This is a genomic window from Streptomyces sp. NPDC102514 (assembly GCF_055584525.1).
In genome coordinates, this window is sequence record NZ_JBVJLW010000005.1 from 347,474 (window position 1) to 365,545 (window position 18,072).

The 18,072-nt window shown below is 70.4% G+C and carries 14 protein-coding genes; 9 read left to right on the forward strand and 5 right to left on the reverse strand.

From position 1 onward, the window contains the following. Positions 1–5 precede the first annotated feature (5 nt). On the forward strand, positions 6–833 hold the full coding sequence (locus tag ACZ60E_RS16000) for a rhomboid family intramembrane serine protease (protein ID WP_453791594.1): 828 nt from the start codon (positions 6–8) through the stop codon (positions 831–833). Positions 834–910: 77 nt separating this feature from the next. On the opposite strand, the gene hemE is transcribed toward ACZ60E_RS16000, so the two are convergent. Then, positions 911–1,978, reverse strand: coding sequence for a uroporphyrinogen decarboxylase (gene hemE / locus ACZ60E_RS16005; RefSeq protein WP_384810025.1), 1,068 nt, complete (start codon positions 1,976–1,978; stop codon positions 911–913). Between the two features lie 234 nt (positions 1,979–2,212). Here hemE and ACZ60E_RS16010 point away from each other — a divergent pair, with 234 nt between their 5' ends. From ACZ60E_RS16010 to ACZ60E_RS16020, 3 genes are all read left to right on the forward strand, one after another. Further along, positions 2,213–2,839, forward strand: coding sequence for a DUF3000 domain-containing protein (locus ACZ60E_RS16010; RefSeq protein WP_384810045.1), 627 nt, complete (start codon positions 2,213–2,215; stop codon positions 2,837–2,839). A 588-nt stretch (positions 2,840–3,427) separates the two neighbouring features. Further along, entirely contained in the window at positions 3,428–4,090 is a 663-nt protein-coding gene (locus ACZ60E_RS16015) for a response regulator transcription factor (protein ID WP_055514175.1), read from the forward strand. 168 nt (positions 4,091–4,258) lie between these two features. Then, a complete protein-coding gene (locus ACZ60E_RS16020; protein ID WP_384810027.1) occupies positions 4,259–5,545 on the forward strand; it encodes an HRDC domain-containing protein in 1,287 nt (428 codons plus the stop codon). A gap of 112 nt (positions 5,546–5,657) precedes the next feature. On the opposite strand, the gene ACZ60E_RS16025 is transcribed toward ACZ60E_RS16020, so the two are convergent. From ACZ60E_RS16025 to ACZ60E_RS16035, 3 genes are read right to left on the reverse strand one after another with little or no spacing between them, the layout of a single operon-like run. Further along, positions 5,658–6,506 carry a carbohydrate ABC transporter permease gene (locus tag ACZ60E_RS16025; RefSeq protein ID WP_469440942.1) on the reverse strand — a complete coding sequence of 283 codons (849 nt, stop codon included), beginning with the start codon at positions 6,504–6,506 and terminating at the stop codon, positions 5,658–5,660. Then, on the reverse strand, positions 6,503–7,453 hold the full coding sequence (locus ACZ60E_RS16030; protein ID WP_469440943.1) for a carbohydrate ABC transporter permease: 951 nt from the start codon (positions 7,451–7,453) through the stop codon (positions 6,503–6,505). Before ACZ60E_RS16030 ends, ACZ60E_RS16025 begins: the two co-directional genes overlap by 4 nt. Next, positions 7,453–8,769, reverse strand: a complete 1,317-nt coding sequence (locus ACZ60E_RS16035) for an ABC transporter substrate-binding protein (protein WP_469440945.1) — start codon at positions 8,767–8,769, stop codon at positions 7,453–7,455. Before ACZ60E_RS16035 ends, ACZ60E_RS16030 begins: the two co-directional genes overlap by 1 nt. Before the next feature lie 159 nt (positions 8,770–8,928). Between ACZ60E_RS16035 and ACZ60E_RS16040 the strand changes: the two genes are divergently transcribed. The 4 genes from ACZ60E_RS16040 (at position 8,929) to ACZ60E_RS16055 (ending at position 16,416) form a co-directional block, all read left to right on the forward strand. After that, complete coding sequence (locus ACZ60E_RS16040) at positions 8,929–11,388, forward strand: glycoside hydrolase family 2 protein (protein WP_469440946.1); 2,460 nt, start codon at positions 8,929–8,931, stop codon at positions 11,386–11,388. Beyond that, a complete protein-coding gene (locus ACZ60E_RS16045; protein ID WP_469440948.1) occupies positions 11,385–12,416 on the forward strand; it encodes a LacI family DNA-binding transcriptional regulator in 1,032 nt (343 codons plus the stop codon). The genes ACZ60E_RS16040 and ACZ60E_RS16045 overlap by 4 nt, the downstream gene beginning before the upstream one ends. A gap of 647 nt (positions 12,417–13,063) precedes the next feature. Further along, positions 13,064–14,290 carry a thiolase family protein gene (locus ACZ60E_RS16050; protein ID WP_384810035.1) on the forward strand — a complete coding sequence of 409 codons (1,227 nt, stop codon included), beginning with the start codon at positions 13,064–13,066 and terminating at the stop codon, positions 14,288–14,290. Beyond that, positions 14,287–16,416 (forward strand): 3-hydroxyacyl-CoA dehydrogenase NAD-binding domain-containing protein, encoded by a 2,130-nt coding sequence (locus ACZ60E_RS16055; protein WP_469440951.1) that lies wholly within the window; start codon positions 14,287–14,289, stop codon positions 16,414–16,416. The genes ACZ60E_RS16050 and ACZ60E_RS16055 overlap by 4 nt, the downstream gene beginning before the upstream one ends. A gap of 182 nt (positions 16,417–16,598) precedes the next feature. Here ACZ60E_RS16055 and ACZ60E_RS16060 read toward each other — a convergent pair whose 3' ends face one another. Then, positions 16,599–17,630 (reverse strand): hypothetical protein, encoded by a 1,032-nt coding sequence (locus ACZ60E_RS16060; protein ID WP_469440953.1) that lies wholly within the window; start codon positions 17,628–17,630, stop codon positions 16,599–16,601. Between the two features lie 57 nt (positions 17,631–17,687). Here ACZ60E_RS16060 and ACZ60E_RS16065 point away from each other — a divergent pair, with 57 nt between their 5' ends. Beyond that, a complete protein-coding gene (locus ACZ60E_RS16065; protein WP_384815346.1) occupies positions 17,688–18,062 on the forward strand; it encodes an NTP pyrophosphohydrolase in 375 nt (124 codons plus the stop codon). The last annotated feature ends 10 nt before the right edge of the window (positions 18,063–18,072 follow it).

Consider the following 18,072-nt stretch of genomic DNA (forward strand, 5'->3'; position numbering starts at 1 on the left):
CTTCCGTGGTCATACCCGTCCATGACGTGAACCCGGCCCGCCGCACGCCCTATGTGACGTACGCGCTGATCGCCGCCAACTTCGTGGTCTTCCTGGCCACTCCGGGCGTGGCGAGTTCGCTCACCGGCCACAGCGGTGCGTCGCATCTGTCGCAGTTGTGCCAGCTGCACGCGTTCCTTGAGCAGTGGGCGGCGATACCGCGGGAGTTGATCCACGGACAGCTCCCGACGACGGTCCCCACCGGTGACGTGGGGGCGGGGGCAGTCGCTCAAGGCTGTGCCGTCGGCCCGCCCGGCTACGACAAGTCACCCCAACTGTCGGTCCTCACCGCGATGTTCCTGCACGGCGGCTGGGTGCACCTGCTCGGCAACATGCTGTTCCTGCTGATCTTCGGCAACAACATCGAGGACCGCCTCGGCCACATCCGCTACGCGCTCTTCTACGTGGCCTGCGGCTATGCGGCGGCCTACGGCTTCGCGCTGGTCAACGCGGACTCGACCGACCCGCTGATCGGCGCGTCCGGGGCGATCGCCGGGGTGCTGGGCGCATACCTGGTCCTCTACCCGCGGGCCCGGGTCTGGGTCCTGGTGCCGTTCCTGATCTTCCTGCCGCTGCGGCTGCCCGCCTGGATCGTGCTGGGCTTCTGGTTCGGTCTCCAGGCGGTGTACTCGTCCGGCAGGGGCGTCTCCGAGGCCGGCACCGTCGCGTACGTGGCCCACGTGGTCGGCTTCCTGACCGGCATGCTCCTGGCCTGGCCCCTGCGCCGGGGCACCCCGCCCCCACCCCAACCACGCGGCCTCCTGTGGGGCAGGAGGGCCCACCACCGCTGGTGAGCGCCGTCCCCAGGGGCGCGGGGAACGGCGCGACAAGCCCCCAGCGGCCCGCAGGTGAAGACGAATCCGGTCGAACCTCAGCGCTGCGAGTTCGCGTGCACGTACTCCACGAGCCCCGTCAACGCATCGGGGCTCATGGACGGCAGCACCCCGTGCCCAAGGTTGAACACATGCCCTTCAAGCCCGGCGGCAGCGTCGAGCACCTCCTGGGCCTTCTCCTCCACGACCGAGGTGGGGGCGAACAGGACAGCCGGATCCAGGTTCCCCTGGAGCGCCCGCCCGGGCCCGACCCGACGGGCGGCCTCGTCGAGCGGCACCCGCCAGTCGACGCCGACGACGTCCGCGCCGGCCTCGCCCATGAGCCCCAGCAGTTCCCCCGTACCCACACCGAAGTGGATGCGCGGAACGCCGTACGACTCGACGGCCTGGAAGACCTTCGCGGAGGCGGGCATCACCGAGCGCCGGTAGTCGGCGGGGGCGAGGGCGCCGACCCAGGAGTCGAAGAGCTGGACGGCCGAGGCGCCCGCCTCGATCTGCACCTTCAGGAACGCGGCCGTGATGTCGGCGAGGCGGTCGAGCAGGTCGGCCCAGAGCTGCGGGTCGCCGTACATGAGCGACTTGGTGTGCTCGTGGTTGCGGGACGGACCGCCCTCCACGAGATAGCTCGCGAGAGTGAACGGCGCACCCGCGAAACCGATGAGCGGGGTCGAACCCAGCTCACGGGTGAGCAGCCCCATCGCCTCGGTGACGTACCAGACGTCGTCCGGCGTCAGGTCGCGCAGCTGGTCGAGGTCGGCGCGGGTGCGGATCGGCTTCTCGACGACGGGGCCCACGCCGGGCTTGATGTCCAGGTCGATACCGATGGCCTTCAGCGGTACGACGATGTCGCTGAAGTAGATCGCCGCGTCCACCTTGTGCCGGCGGACCGGCTGGAGGGTGATCTCGGCGACCAGCTCGGGCCGCATGCAGGACTCCAGCATGGGGATGCCCTCGCGCACCTTCAGGTACTCGGGCAGTGAGCGTCCGGCCTGCCGCATGAACCACACGGGCGTGTGCGGCACGGGTTCACGCCTGCACGCCTTGAGGAAGGCGGAGTCGTATGTCGCGGTCGGCTGCTGGCCCTTGGGGCGGTCAATAACGCTCACGACGAAAAGTCTCGCACGGCCCGGAGGCACCGGGAGCCGGGGTCCGACGCGGGGACGCCCCGACTCGCACTCCGTTACGTACCGTCGCGAAACGGCGCGTTCGGGGGCGCTTTTCGGTAACGCGATCCGGACAGTGGTCCGGCGCACGGGTGTCTCTCCCTGCGCAAAGGCTCTGTTCCCCTTAATCTTCCCCGCATGGCTGCGGCTCAGGGACGACTGTCGGACGGCGCTGGAATGGACGACCCGAAGGAGGGGGAGCGGGATGCGATGGAGGCGGCTCCGCTGCCTTTTCGAGCCGCCGTCGATGCGTTGAGGGCCGCGCGGCTGCGGCCGCAGATCGAGATCGATCCGACGAAGGCGCCACGACGGCTCGCGCCGTTCGCGTACGCGCTGGAGGCCACCGTCGTCGACGGTGACGAGGATCTGGCGGACGGCCGGCTGATCCTGCTGCACGATCCGGCCGGGCACGACGCCTGGCAGGGCTCGTTCCGCATGGTGACGCTGGTCCGTGCGGAGCTGGAGCCGGAGATGGCCTCCGATCCGCTGCTGCCCGAGGTCTGCTGGTCCTGGCTGACGGGTGCGCTGCAGGGCCGCGGGCTGTCGTACGGCGAGCCCAGCGGGACGGTCACGCGGGCCAGCTCGCACTACTTCGGGGGTCTCTCGGAGCGCCCTGCCGCGTCGCAGATCGAGATCCGGGCGTCCTGGACTCCGCGGGAGGGGCTGGGCGGGGTTCCGGACACGGCGTCGCACCTGGCCTCCTGGTGCGACCTGCTCGCGCAGATCGCGGGGCTGCCGCCGGCTGCGCCGGGCGATGCGTCCGTGGTGACGCTGCCGCAGCGGCGGGGGCCGCAGAGCCGCTAGGCGCTGTCCCTCACCCCCCCGCCGGACGGCCCGGATGCCGTCCGCGGGTACGTCGTGGCTGGTCGCGCAGTTCCCCGCGCCCCTTAAAAGCAGGCCCGTCGTGGCTGGTCGCGCCCAGGCGGCGGAGCCGCACAATGACACAGCCCCGCGCCCCTGACTGGGCGCCTTTCTGAAGCCGTGCCTCTTGAGAGGTGCGGCTTCAGTTGTGTTCTGGGGGGCGCCGTCAACTCTCCGTCCGGCCTCCCCCTTCCGGGGCACCTCCGGAGGGTGGCCCGCCGCGCCCACGCCCCGACCGCGCCCCCGCACCCCCTGGACCCGACCCCGAACCACCCCCGGCCTGCACGAAAACACGTTTGCCCTTTTATCGATACGACCACTTTCGGCCTCGTATCGAAGCGGAGCTGACTCGTTTCGATCTTCGGATGATCGATCGTGCGTCCGAATTGCACGCATTATTACTCACCAAATCGTGATCATTCTCTAAAGGCGGACGGGTTTGATGCCGAAGACCTCTGTGACCTTGAAAGCACGGTTCGTCCCGGCTTCATCCCCACAGCCGGTCCCCCGTCCCGCACCCCAGGAGGCCTGGTGTCCGTTCTCCTTGAGCAGCCCGCAAGCCTGGTCGCCTACCGCCCGAACAAGCCGACCGCGATGGTGGTCGTGGCCGACCCCCGCGTGCGCTCCACCGTCACCCGCCACCTGTGGGCGCTCGGTGTTCGCGACGTGATCGAGGCTTCGTCCGTCGCGGAGGCTCGTCCCCGCATCGGCAACCCCCGCGACATCTGTGTCGCAGACGTCCATCTCCCCGACGGCTCCGGCCTCACCCTCCTGTCCGAAACCCGTGCCGCGGGCTGGCCGAACGGCCTGGCCCTGTCCGCCGCCGACGACATCGGCGCCGTACGCAACGCCCTCGCGGGCGGCGTCAAGGGCTATGTCGTCACCGGCACCCGTACGAACGTCGGGCTTCCCACCCGGCCGGGCGTCGCCCCCATCGGCTCGGCCGCCGCCCGTATGCACCGCCGCCCCCCGGGTTCCCCGAGCCACCCGGGCGGCTACCGCGAGCTGTCCGGCCGTGAGGTCGAGGTGCTCCGGCTGGTGGCGGAAGGCCAGTCGAACAAGGCCATCGGTGTCTCGATGGGCCTGTCCGCGCTGACCGTCAAGAGCCACCTCGCCCGCATCGCCCGCAAGCTCGGCACGGGTGACCGCGCCGGCATGGTGGCGGTGGCCCTGCGCACGGGAATCATCCACTGACCCCCGCCGAAACCATCCCCTCCGCCTGAACCGGATCATCCCCTTCGCACGAACCAGGACGTTCGACTGATGCAGGATTCACCGACCTGACTGGTTTACGACCCTCTGACGCCCGTCGACGGAACGTTCCGTCGACGGGCGTCTGTCATACACAGATACCCTTGACAGGTGACCGACGCCCAAGAGACCGCAGCAGACAGTTCACTGCGAACCACCGGAGGCGCTCCTCCGGACGACGTCGAACCGGCGCCGATCCCTTTGCTGGAGCCCCGCGACGGAATTCCGCCGGTGATCACCGACGAGGACGCCCTCGCCGAGATGATCGCCGCGTTCGCGGCGGGCACCGGCCCCGTCGCCGTCGACGCCGAGCGGGCGTCCGGCTATCGCTACGGCCAGCGCGCGTATCTGGTGCAGCTGCGCCGCGAGGGCGCGGGCACCGCGCTCATCGACCCCGTTGCCTGTCCCGACCTGTCGGGCCTGGGCGAGGCGCTCTCCGGAACGGAGTGGGTGCTGCACGCGGCCACCCAGGATCTGCCGTGTCTGCGGGAGATAGGTATGGTCCCCAGCCGCCTGTTCGACACCGAGCTGGCCGGCCGGCTGGCCGGGTTCCCGCGGGTCGGGCTCGGCGCGATGGTCGAGGGCGTCCTGGGCTTCGTACTGGAGAAGGGGCACTCGGCCGTCGACTGGTCGACCCGCCCGCTGCCCGAGCCGTGGCTGCGCTACGCGGCGCTCGACGTGGAGCTGCTCGTCGACCTGCGGGACGCGCTGGAGAAGGAGCTCGACCGGCAGGGCAAGCTGGAGTGGGCCCGCGAGGAGTTCGACGCGATCGCCTCGGCGCCCCCGCCGGAGCCCCGCAAGGACCCGTGGCGCCGTACGTCGGGGATGCACAAGGTGCGCCGCCGCCGGCAGATGGCCGTCGTGCGGGAGCTGTGGGAGACCCGGGACCGGGCGGCGCGCCGCCGGGACATCTCGCCGGGCAAGATCCTCGGCGACGGGGCGATCGTCGAGGCCGCGCTGGCCGTACCGGCCAATGTGCACGCGCTCGCCGCGCTGAACGGCTTCGGGCACCGGATGGGCCGGCGCCAGCTCGATCAGTGGCAGGCGGCCGTGGACCGGGCGAAGGAGCTGCCAGACGCCGAGCTGCCGCAGCCGGGGCAGCCGCTCACCGGGCCGCCTCCGCCGCGCGCCTGGGCCGAGAAGGATCCGGCCGCCGCGGCGCGGCTGTCGGCGGCGCGGGCCGCCGTGTCCGCGCTGGCGGAGACGCTCAACATGCCGCAGGAGAACCTGATCACTCCGGACACGGTGCGGCGGGTCTGCTGGGAGCCGCCGGCCGCTGCGGACGCGGCGTCCGTCGCTGCGGCTCTTGCGGGGTACGGGGCTCGGGCCTGGCAGGTCGCTCAGGTCACGCCTGTGCTGGTTGCCGCGCTGGCTGTGAAGGCCAAGGCCAAGGAGTAGGGTCCGGCCCCTTCCAGGGGTGCCCCTTCGCCGTGGGTGGTGGGGAGGTTGTGCGACCGACCGACCGTGCGTCGTGGCCGGTCGCGCAGTTCCCCGCGCCCCTGACGGGGGCTTACTTCGTCGCGCCCCTCGTGAAGCCGTTGTAGATGTAGCGCTGGAGGAACAGGAAGACGAGCAGGGTCGGGAGGATGACGAGGACCGCTCCTGCCGAGATGTTCTCCCAATGTGCTCCGAACGGGCCCTTGAAGCGGAACAGGGACGTTGAGATCACGCCAAGATCCTCGGACGGCATGTAGAGGAACGGGATGTAGAAGTCGTTGTAGACGGTGATCCCCTTCACGATGACCACCGTCGCGATCGCGGGCTTCAGCAGCGGCAGGATGATCTTCCGGTAGATCGTGAAGGCGTTCGCGCCGTCGAGCCGGGCGGACTCGTCGAGCGAGACGGGGATCGACCGGACGAACTGCAGGAAGATGTAGATCGAGACGATGTCCGTGCCCATGTAGAGCACGATCGGCGCCCAGCGGCTGTCGAACATGCCGAAGCTGTCGACGATCTGGAAGGTCGCCACCTGCGTGGTCACGCCGGGTACGAGCGTGGCGACCAGGAACAGCGCGACGACCGGTTTCCTGAAGCGGAAGGTGTAGCGGTCGATCGCGTACGCCGCCATCGAACCGATGATCACCGTGCCGGTGACGGAGAACAGCAGGATGAACGCGGTGTTCCCGAACGCCGAGAGCATCCGGCCGTCCTGGAAGGCCGTCACGTAGTTGTCGAAGTTCAGCAGGTCGTCGGGGAGTTGCAGCGCCCCGCTGTCGTTAGCCATCTCCTTCTCCGACTTGAGGGAGGTCAGCAGGACGACGAGGAGCGGCAGCAGGACGACCACGCTCGCGGCGATCAGCGACAGGTAGGTGAGGGTCCGGGCGACCCCACCGCGCGAGACGCGGGGCATACGGCTCATACGAGATCCACCTTGTCGTCCGGGACGAGGCGTCGCTGCACCCAGGTCACCGCGAGGATGATCAGGAGCAGGACGACCGCGGCCGCCGAGGCGAGCCCCGTCTTGTTGAACTGGAAGGCCAGCTTCACCGTCTGGATCACGAAGGTCTCGGTGCCGGTCGCGCCGCCCGTCATGATGAACGGCACCTCGAAGGCGGACAGCGAGCCGGAGACGGAGAGGATGACGGTCAGGCTGAGTACGGGCCTGATGCCGGGCGCGATGATGTACCGGAACTGGTGCCAGCGGTTCGCTCCGTCCAGCTCGGCGGCCTCGTACAGCTCGCCCGGGACGGACTGGATCGCGCCGAGGAACAGGACGAAGTTCAGGCCCAGGTAACGCCAGACGGAGACCCCGGCCAGGGAGACGTTCGCGGAGACCGGGGTGCCCAGCCAGGCGCGGTCGGAGTGGACGCCGACCAGGCTCAGCACCGAGTCGAGGGTGCCGCCGTCCTGGAAGAAGTAGAGGAAGACGAAACCGATCGCCACCCCGTTGATCAGGTACGGGAAGAAGAGCACGCCCTTGAAGAAGTTCCGGAAGCGCACGTTGAAGCTGAGGACCGTCGCGAAGTAGAGCGCGACGACGATCTGCACGACGGACGCGGCCAGATAGTAGCCGCTGACGAAGAAGACCTCGAACAGCTCGGGGCGGGTGAAGAGTTCGACGTAGTTCCCGGTGCCCGTCCAGCTCAGCTCGGGGCTGACGCCGTCCCAGTCGGTGAAGCTGTACGCGACCATGTTGACGACCGGCGCGTACGTGAACGTGATCAGCAGGACCAGCGGCGCGGCGAGGAACAGCCACGGGGTGAGGCCCCGCCGCAGGCGCAGCCGGCGCGGGGCACGGGCGCGCGCCGGACGGCCGGCGGGAGCGGCCTCCCTCGGCCGCGCCGCCTTCTCGGTCGTGTCCGTCATCAGGACCCCGTGGACTTCCGCGCCTCTTCCCAGCGCTTGCCGAGGTCGCCGAGGAAGTCGTCGAGGCTGCCCTTCCTGGCGCCGCGGGCGAGGTCGACGAGGTCCTGGCGGTAGTCGGGCTTGTAGAGGCCGACCTCCGACTCGTTGTCGATCTCCTTGACCGCCGCACCCTTCGCGTCGTCCAGCTCGATGAGCTTCACACCCGCGTCCTCGTACGGCTGGAGCACCGCGGGCAGCGGGGCGCCCTTGACCGGGGAGAGGGTCAGGTTGTCGGCCGCGTAACCGGACGTGTCGGTGAACCAGTCGATCCAGGCGCGGGCCGCCGCCTTGTGGTCGGAGTTGATGTTGACGGCCTGGTTGTAGTCGGGCGACATGGTCGCGCAGAACTTCCCGTCCCGCTGGGCCGGGAAGGGCATGAAGCCGATGTCGTCCGGGTTCGCGCCGGCCTGCTTGGCCGCCGCCCGGAACTGGGTGATCGCCCAGGAGCCGAGCCACATCGTGGCGATGTCGCCCTTGGCCAACTTGGGCTTCGAGGCTTCCCAGTTGGTGGTCGTCGGGTCCTTCTCGATCAGCCCGCCGCGCGCGATGTCGTACAGCAGGGTGTCGGCGACCCGCAGGTCCTCGCCCTTCGCCCACGGGTCGCCCTCGGCGAGGCGGGACGTCGCCTGCGGATCGCAGCTGACCGCGCCGTCCATGTACGTCCACTGCGTCAGCGGCCACATGTCCTTGAAGTTCGTGTAGTACGGGATCGCGTCGGTCTTCGACTTGACGGCCTTGAGACCGGCGACGAACTCGGCCGGTGTGGTGGGCCAGTCGGCGATCCCGGCCTCCTTCCAGATCCGCCTGTTGTAGAGGAAGCCGGGGAGGGCTCCCATCGGGCTCTGCCCGTAGACCTTGCCGTCGACCGTGGTGAAGTCGGTGAACAGGTACTTCTTCGCGCGGTCGGTCTCGGCGCCGAGGGAGGCGAAGAACCTGGGATAGTCGTTCTTCTTGATCACGGCGGGGATCATCAGCACATCGCCGTAGTTCTCGGTGTTCATCCGGATCTTGACCTCGCCCTCGTAGTCCGTGAGGGCGTCGAACTCGACCTTGACCTTCGGATAGGTCTTGTTGAATTCGGCCGCGTACTTCTTCATCGTGCCGTCCTGCACGAGGTCGGTCCGGTGGGTGAGGACCTTGATCGTGCCGGACACCTTGGCCGGGTCGTCGGGGGCCTCGGCGTCCGCGCCCTTCGACGTTCCTCCGCTTCCGGTACAGCCCGCGGCCAGCAGCGCGGCGGCGAGGAGGCTTCCGGCGATCTTCGTGCGGTGGTTCATCTTCACCAGCTCCGTTCAGGGACGGATGAGCACGAGTGGGATGGCTGGTTCCGCACTCTGGCAGCCGGTACTAAACCGGTAAAGTCCTTATTTCGCCAAGGATCGAGAGGCATTACCACCGTACGGTCGGCATTGGCCTATACCGGTTTAGGAGTGCGCATGCTGGATGTCACGCCGATCCACGAGGGATGGGTCCTGCGGCACGACGGGGCCGAACTGCCGGCCACGGTGCCGGGCTGCGTGCATACGGATCTGCTGGCGGCGGGGCTCGTCCCGGACCCGTTCCTCGGGCGCGGCGAGACCGAGGTGGCGTGGGTGGGGCGACGCGACTGGCTGTACGAGACGACGCTCGCTCCGGAGCCCGGCGGGCACGAGCAGACCGACCTCGTCCTCGACGGCCTCGACACGGTCGCCGAGGTCCGGCTGGACGGCCGACTCCTGGGCACGGTACGGAACATGCACCGCTCGTACCGCTTCGACGTCACGGGGCTCGGCGGGCGCCTGTCGGTCCACTTCCGGTCCGCGTACGACGAGGCCGAGGCGGTGCGCGGACGGCTCGGCGAGCGGCCGAACGCCTACCCCGAGCCCTTCCAGTACCTCCGCAAGATGGCCTGCTCCTTCGGCTGGGACTGGGGCCCGACCCTGGTGACGGCCGGCATCTGGAAACCGGTCCGCCTTGAGCACTGGACGACGGCCCGGATGGCGCGGGTACGCCCCCTGGTGACGGTCGAACAGGGCCTGGGCGTCGTCGAGTTGCATGTGGAGGTCGAGCGGTCACGGGGGGAGGCCGGACTGACGCTGAGCGCCCGCGTGGGCGGGGTCGAGGCGGCCGTGGACGTCGTCGGCACGAGCGCGGCCGTCCGCGTCGAGGTGCCGGACGCCGACCTGTGGTGGCCGCGAGGCTACGGCGAACAGCCCCTGTACGACGTCGAGTTGCTGCTCTCGGACGCGACTGGGGCGCTGGACACCTGGAGTCGCCGCGTGGGCTTCAGGACCGTCGAACTGGACCGGCGGGACGACGAGCACGGCTCCGGGTTCACCTTCGTCGTCAACAGCGAGCGTCTCTTCGCACGTGGCGTCAACTGGATCCCCGACGACGTCCTGCCCTCCCGGATCACCCGCGAGCGCTACCGCACCCGGCTCACCCAGGCGGCCGACGCCGGCGTGGACCTCGTACGCGTGTGGGGCGGTGGCCTCTACGAGAGCGAGGACTTCTACGACGCCTGCGACGAACTGGGCCTGCTGGTCTGGCAGGACTTCCCCTTCGCCTGCGCCGCCTACCCGGAGGAGCAGCCCCTGCGCGGCGAGGTGGAGGCCGAGGCGCGCGAGAACGTCGTACGGCTGATGCCGCACCCCTCGCTCGTGCTGTGGAACGGCAACAACGAGAACCTGTGGGGCTTCCGGGACTGGGACTGGGAGCGGCGGCTGGCCGGGGAATCGTGGGGCGAGGGCTACTACCTCGGCCTACTGCCGCGTGTGGTCGCCGAGTTGGACCCGACCCGGCCGTACACGGCCGGCAGCCCCTGGTCGGGCTCCTGGGAGCACCATCCCAACGACCCCGCGCACGGCACCCATCACTCGTGGGAGGTGTGGAACCGGCGGGACTACGCGGCCTACCGGCTCGAAGTGCCGCGTTTCGTGGCCGAGTTCGGCTGGCAGGCACCGCCCGCGTACGCCACGCTGCGGCGCGCCCTGCCCGGCGAGACCCTGGCCCCCGACTCCCCCGGCATGCTGCACCACCAGAAGGCCGACGACGGCAACGGGAAGCTGGCGCGCGGGCTCGCCCGGCACTTCGCCGTACCCGAACAGGGCTTCGGCGAAGCCGACTTCGACCACTGGCACTACCTCACGCAGGTGAACCAGGCACGGGCCGTCGCCACCGGCATCGAGCACTGGCGCTCGCACTGGCCGGTGTGCGCGGGCACGATCGTCTGGCAGCTCAACGACTGCTGGCCGGTCACCAGTTGGGCCGCGATCGACGGGGACGGCCGCGAGAAGCCGCTGTACCACGAGCTGAAACGGCTGTACGCGGACCGGCTGTTGACGCTCCAGCCACGTCCGGACGGGCTCGTCCTGGCGGCGGTCAACCAGTCGGCCGAGCCGTGGGCGTGCCGGGTCGTGCTGCGGCGGATGTCCGTGGAGGGCGGGGTGGTGGCGGAGGCCGGAGTGGAGGTGGTGGCGGGGGCACGGGCGGTCGGTGACCTGCGGGTACCGGAGGATCTCGTGCCGGTGGGGCCGAAGGAGTTCCTGGTGGCGGACGGGAGCATGGACGGGAGTGTGGACGTGGACGGGGACTCGGATGGGGTTCCTGGCGGAGGCCCGGGTGGACTGCGGGCGCTGCACTTCGCTGCCGCCGACCATGAGATCCCGTACCCCAGGCCGCGGTTCGACGTCTCGGCCGACGTTCCGGGAGAGGTCACGGTCACCGCCCACACGCTCGTACGGGACCTGCTGCTGCAGGCCGACCGGCTGTCGCCCTCCGCCGCGGCCGACCGGGGGCTCGTCACGCTACTGCCGGGCGAACAGGTGACCATCGGCGTACGGGGCTGGGAGACTCCGGGGCAACCGGACGCGGAGACCGTACGCTCCGCCCTGTACTGCGTGGAGCCCGCACGATGACGACACCGTCCCGCGTCACGATCAAGGACGTCGCGGCCCGCGCCGGGGTGTCCAAAGGGGCCGTTTCGCTCGCCTTCAACCACAAACCGGGGCTGTCCGAGGCGACCCGGGACCGCATCTTCGAGGCGGCCCGGCAACTCGGCTGGGCACCGAACCTCGCCGCGCGGTCGCTGGCCGGGCGGCGGGTGGACGTGGTGGGCCTCGCGATCTGCCGGCCGGCGAGGCTGCTCGGGCTCGAACCGTTCTACATGGAGTTCATCTCGGGCGTGGAGAGCGTCCTGACCGAGCACTCGTGCTCGCTGCTGCTGCGGCTGCTGCGGACCGTTGAGGAGGAGGTCGGGCTCCAGGACTCCTGGTGGCGGGGCAAACACGTCAGCGGGTCGATCCTGGTGGACTTCCGGGCCGACGATCCGCGGGTGGCCGCCGTCGAACGGCTCGGGATGCCCGTCGTGGCCGTCGGACACCCCTCGCTGACCGGCGGACTCACCTCCGTGTGGACCGACGACGCGAGTGCCGTCACGGAGGCCGTCCGGTATCTCGCGGCGCTCGGACACCGGAGGGTCGCGCGGGTGGGCGGGGCGGCGGCGCTCGGACACACGGCGATCCGTACGGCCGCGTTCGACGCGGCGGCGCGGGGGCTGGAGCTGAGCGGGGCGTGGCAGGTGGCGACCGACTTCTCCGGGGAGGCGGGGGCGCGGGCCACGCGGTCGCTGCTTTCCGCGTCCGCCTCGGATCGGCCGACCGCGATCGTGTACGACAACGACATCATGGCGGTGGCCGGGTTGTCGGTGGCGTCCGAGATGGGGCTGTCCGTGCCGGGGGATGTGTCGCTGCTGGCGTGGGACGACTCGCAGCTGTGCCGGCTCACGCATCCGACGTTGTCGGCGATGAGTCATGACGTGCACGGGTTCGGGGCGGAGGTTGCTCGAACGCTGTTCGGGGTCATCACGGGCGGGGAGCCGGGCGGTTCCCACCCGGTCCCCACACCGGTGCTGACCCCCCGGGGGTCTACGGCACCACCTCGGTGACGGTCCGCTCGACGGCGCGGGCGGGTGGGGGCTGGCCGCGCAGTTCCCCGCGCCCCTCAGGTGAGACAGGGTGACCCTTGCGCGTCAGGTGCAGGTGCGTCGTGGCTGAGCGCGCAGTTCCCCGCGCCCCTCAGGTGGGAGGGGGTCCCCCTTGTCCGTCAAGTGCAGGAGCGTCGTGGCCGAGCGCGCCGTTCCCCGCGCCCCTCAGGTGGGAGGGGGTCCCCCTTGTCCGTCAAGTGCAGGAGCGTCGTGGCCGAGCGCGCCGTTCCCCGCGCCCCTGAAAAGCGGGGCTTCGCCCCGGCTTTTCGGTCCTTGGGCCGCAGGCTTCACACGACCGGCACGCCCCGCGCTTTCAGGGGCGCGGGGAACTGCGCGGCCAACCCCCACCGGACCCGCAGGCATCACACGGCCGACACGCCCCGTGCCCTTGGGGGCGCGGGGAACTGCGCGGCCAACCCCCACCGGACCCGCAGGTATCACGCAACCGGCACGCCCCGTGCCCTTAGGGGCGCGGGCACACTGGGAGTGTGACCTTCGACGCTCCGGGCCCCGGGACTGGGCAGCTACGTTACCCGTAAGTAGCATGGGTCCTGAGCGCGCGCTCAGCGCATCGCAGTAGTGCAATCCGCATCTGGAGGAGAGCCATCGTGCCTCGTACCGTCAGGGACGTCGTCTTCGTCGACGGCGTCCGCACCCCGTTCGGCAAGGCGGGCCCGAAGGGCATCTACCACGAGACCCGCGCCGACGATCTCGTCGTGAAGGCGATCCGGGAGCTGCTGCGCCGCAACCCCGGACTCGACCCGAAGAAGATCGACGAGGTCGCCATCGCCGCGACCACGCAGATCGGCGACCAGGGTCTGACGCTGGGCCGCACGGCCGGCATCCTGGCCGGGCTGCCCCAGTCCGTGCCCGGCTACTCGATCGACCGCATGTGCGCCGGCGCGCTGACCGCCGTGACGACCGCGGCCGGCTCCGTCGCCTTCGGCGCGTACGACGCCGTCATCGCGGGCGGTGTGGAGCACATGGGCCGCCACCCCATGGGCGAGGGCGTGGACCCGAACCCGCGCTTCGTCAGCGACAAGCTCGTCGACGAGTCGGCCCTCTTCATGGGCATGACCGCGGAGAACCTGCACGACCGCTACCCCACGATCACCAAGCAGCGCGCCGACGAGTACGCCGTGCGCTCGCAGGAGAAGGCCGCCAAGGCGTACGCCAACGGCAAGATCCAGCAGGACCTGGTGCCGATCTCGGTGCGCAACACCAACGCGGAGGTCGGTGAGACGGGCTGGGGCCTGGTCACCGCCGACGAGCCGATGCGCCCGGGCACCACCCTGGAGAACCTGGCGGGCCTCAAGACCCCGTTCCGCGTGCACGGCCGGGTCACCGCCGGCAACGCGGCCGGTCTGAACGACGGCGCCACCGCCTCGATCATCGCGTCCGAGGAGTTCGCCCGCGAGCACGACCTGCCCGTGCGCATGCGGCTCGTCTCGTACGCCTTCGCGGGCGTCGAGCCGGAGGTCATGGGCTACGGCCCGATCCCGGCCACCGAGAAGGCCCTCGCGAAGGCCGGTCTGTCGATCGAGGACATCAACCTCTTCGAGATCAACGAGGCCTTCGCCGTCCAGGTCCTCGCGTTCCTGGAGCACTACGGCATCGCCGACGACGACGCGCGCGTCAACCAGTACGGCGGCGCCATCGCGTACGGCCACCCGCTGGCCTCCTCCGGCGTCCGGCTGATGACCCAGCTGGCCCGTCAGTTCGAGGAGCACCCGGAGGTCCGTTACGGCCTCACCACCATGTGCGTCGGCTTCGGCATGGGCGCCACGGTGATCTGGGAGAACCCGCACCACAAGGACGCCGGAGGCGACAAGTGAGCACCACCACTGAACTCCTGAAGGGCGCAGCGGAGCTGTTCCCCGACGAGGTCGTGACGTCGGCGCACGTACGCCACCTCGAGCTGCCGTTCGGCGCCGGGCGCTTCGCGCTCATCACGCTGGACAACGGCTTCGACCACACCAAGCCGACCACCTTCGGCCCGGCCTCGCTGGCGAACCTCGACGCCGCGATCGACCAGGTCGAGAAGGAGGCCTCGGCCGGCGAGATCATCGGCGTCGGTGTCACCGGCAAGCCGTTCATCTTCGCCGTCGGCGCGGACCTCAAGGGCGTCGAGCTGCTCAAGGAGCACAAGGACGCGCTCGCCATCGGCAGGGGCGGCCACGAGGTCTTCAAGCGGCTGTCCGGGCTCGCGGTCCCGACCTTCGCGTACTACAACGGCGCGGCCATGGGCGGCGGTGTCGAGGTCGGTCTGCACTGCGCCTACCGCACGGTCTCCGCGTCCCTGCCGGCGTTCTCGCTCCCCGAGGTCTTCCTCGGTCTGGTGCCCGGCTGGGGCGGCTGCGCCCTGCTGCCGAACCTGATCGGCGCCGACAAGGCCGTCTCGGTGATCATCGAGAACTCGCTCAACCAGAACAAGCAGCTCAAGGGCGTGCAGGTCTACGAGCTGGGGATCGCCGACGCGCTCTTCGAGGGCGCCGACTTCCTTGAGCAGTCGCTGATCTGGACGGCGTCCGTCCTCAAGGGCGAGATCGTCGTCGACCGCCCGGTCATCGACCGCGGCGAGGCCTGGGACCAGGCCGTCGCCAAGGGCCGATTCATCGCGGACAGCAAGGTGCACGGGGCGGCCCCGGCCGCGTACCGCGCGCTCGACATCATCGCCGCCGCGAAGAACGGCGACCTCCAGCAGGGCTTCGACGCCGAGGACAAGGCGCTCGCCGACCTGATCATGGGCGGTGAACTGCGCTCCGGCATCTACGCGTTCAACCTGGTGCAGAAGCGCGGCAAGCGCCCCGCCGGTGCGCCGGACAAGTCGCTCGCCCGCCCGGTCACCAAGGTCGGCGTGGTCGGCGCCGGTCTGATGGCCTCGCAGCTCGCCCTGCTGTTCCTGCGCCGCCTCGAGGTGCCGGTCGTGCTGACCGACATCGACCAGGAGCGCGTCGACAAGGGTGTGGGCTACGTCCACGCCGAGATCGACAAGCTGCTCGGCAAGCGCCGTATCAACCAGGACAAGGCCAACCGTCTCAAGGCCCTGGTCACGGGCGTCCTGGACAAGGCCGAGGGCTTCTCCGACGCCGACTTCATCATCGAAGCCGTCTTCGAGGAGATCGGCGTCAAGCAGCAGGTGTTCGCGGAGGTCGAGGCGGTCGCCCCGGCGCACGCGATCCTCGCCACCAACACCTCCTCGCTGTCGGTGACCGAGATGGCGTCGAAGCTCAAGAACCCCGAGCGGGTCGTGGGCTTCCACTTCTTCAACCCGGTCGCGATCCTGCCGCTCCTGGAGATCGTGCGGGGCGAGGCGACGGACGACGCCTCGCTCGCCACCGCCTTCGGTGTCGCCAAGAAGCTGAAGAAGACCGCGGTCCTGGTGAAGGACGCCCCGGCGTTCGTCGTGAACCGCATCCTCACCCGCTTCATGGGCGAGATCCAGAACGTCATCGACGAGGGCACGCCGGTCGCGGTCGCCGAGAAGGCGGTCGAGCCTCTGGGGCTGCCGATGTCTCCGCTGGTGCTGCTCGAGCTGGTCGGTCCCGCGATCGGTCTGCACGTCTCCGAGACGCTCAACCGGGCCTTCCCCGACCGCTTCACGGTCTCGCCGAACCTGGCGGCGGTCGTGAAGGCGGGCAAGCGCGGCTTCTACGTGTACGACAGCGGCAAGCCCGAGCTCGACCCCGAGGTTGCCGCGCTGCTGAAGCAGGGCGACTCCGTGCTGGACGAGGAGCAGGTACGCGCCCGTGTCCTCGACGCCGTCGCTCAGGAGATCGGGCTCATGCTCGACGAGGGTGTCGTGGCCGAGGCGCAGGATGTCGACCTGTGCCTGATCACGGGTGCCGGGTGGCCGTTCCACCTGGGTGGCATCACGCCGTACCTGGACCGTGAGGGTGTCTCGGCCCGAGTGAACGGGAAGCCGTTCCTGGCACCGGGCGTGGCGTCGGTCCCGGCGTAGCTCTTCTCGCCCCCGCCGCCCCTACCCGTCCCGTCACCGACTCGGGGGCCAGCCCCCGAACCCCCGCTCCTCAAACGCCGGAGAGGCTGATCCCCAGCCCGTCCGGCGTTTGAGGACAACGGGGGGCGAGGGGGCGCAGCCCCCATACGTGGACGGGAACGGGTAGGGGCGGCGGGGGCGGGTCAAACGCTCTGCCAGGCCTCCAGGGCCAAACCCCGTTCCGGTTTGCGGTGGGTGAGGAGCAGCGCGCCCGTGGACGGCGCGAGGGTCGCCGCGACCACCCGCCCCTCCTCGTCCTCGGCGAGCGCCACCACCGCGTCGGCGGGCAGCTCCGGACCCGAGTCCGTCCACCACGCCCCCGCCGACTCCTGTTCGGTGGGATACGCCGCGAAGGCGACCCGCCCACTCGCCGACCGCTGCGCGAGCAGCGTGCAGTCGACGCCGTCGAGGGTGCAGCGGATCGCGGAAACCGCCCCGGGTCCCGCGCAGTTGAGGAGTTCCACCGGCTCCGCGCCGGCCCGCCACGCGCACACGGTGTCGTTGTCGTCCGTGTAGAACAGCGTCACGTGGTCGTCGGAGGTGGTCAGCGCCCGCAGGGTGCCCGGCCGGACCGCCACTTTCAGGGGTTCCTCGTCGAGGGCGGGGATGTGGCCGGGACCGGCCTGCGTCCAGCGCAGGATGCCGGCCGGCGTGGCCGCGTACAGCTCGACGAGGCCGGACGCGCGGGTGACGGCGGCGAGTTCGCCGGTGACCTCGCGGCCCTTGAGGTCGCGCCAGGGGCCCCAGCCCCCGCGCTCCTTCTGGCCACGCATGCTGACCCCGCCGCCCTTGTTGCGTACGAAGACGTGGGCGCGGCCCTCGGCGTCCACGGTGACGGCCGGTACGCCGGTCTGGCCGCCCTTGGCGTTGGGGTGCCCGAGCGGGTTCCAGTCGAGGGCGGCGAGGTGCGGCCTGAAGTGGGTCGAGTGGACGAGTCCCGCCTCCCCGGCCACGGTGGGACGCCAGGAGACCAGGTGGGCGTAGGAGTCGGCTCCCTGGCCCACGGCGAGCACCGGGTTGAGGCGCTGGTCGCCGCCGACCGCGCGGGGTGCCGTCCAGGGGCCGCCGGGACGCTGTTCGGCCCAGCACCACACCGCTTCCCGCAGTGGAGCGTAGGCGCTGAGTCTGCCGTCCCGGCCGCGTATGAGCCAGGCACCGTTGAATGTGCGGACCATTGACACTCCCCCACTCTAATCAGGTCGTGTGATCGCCCTCCGTGCGACCCTGGCCCTATGGACGCTGCCCCGCTCGTGATCGTCGACGCCGCCAATGTCGTGGGGTCCGTCCCCGACGGCTGGTGGCGCGACCGCCGGGGCGCCGCGGAGCGCGTACGGGACCGGCTCGTCCCGTACGCCGACGAGGGGCTCCCGGGCCTCGCGGGGCCCCTGGAGCTGGTCCTCGTGGTCGAGGGCGGCGCCCGCGGCGTGACGTCCGTGCCCGGGGTGCGGGTCGAGTCGGCGCCCGGCAGCGGGGACGACCGGATCGTGGAGCTGGTCGCCGAACACCCGGACCGCGCGCGCCTGGTGGTCACGGCGGACCGGGAACTGCGGCGCAGGGTCACGGAGTTGGGCGCCGAGGTCACGGGCCCGAGGACCGTACGCCCGTAACCCCGTACCA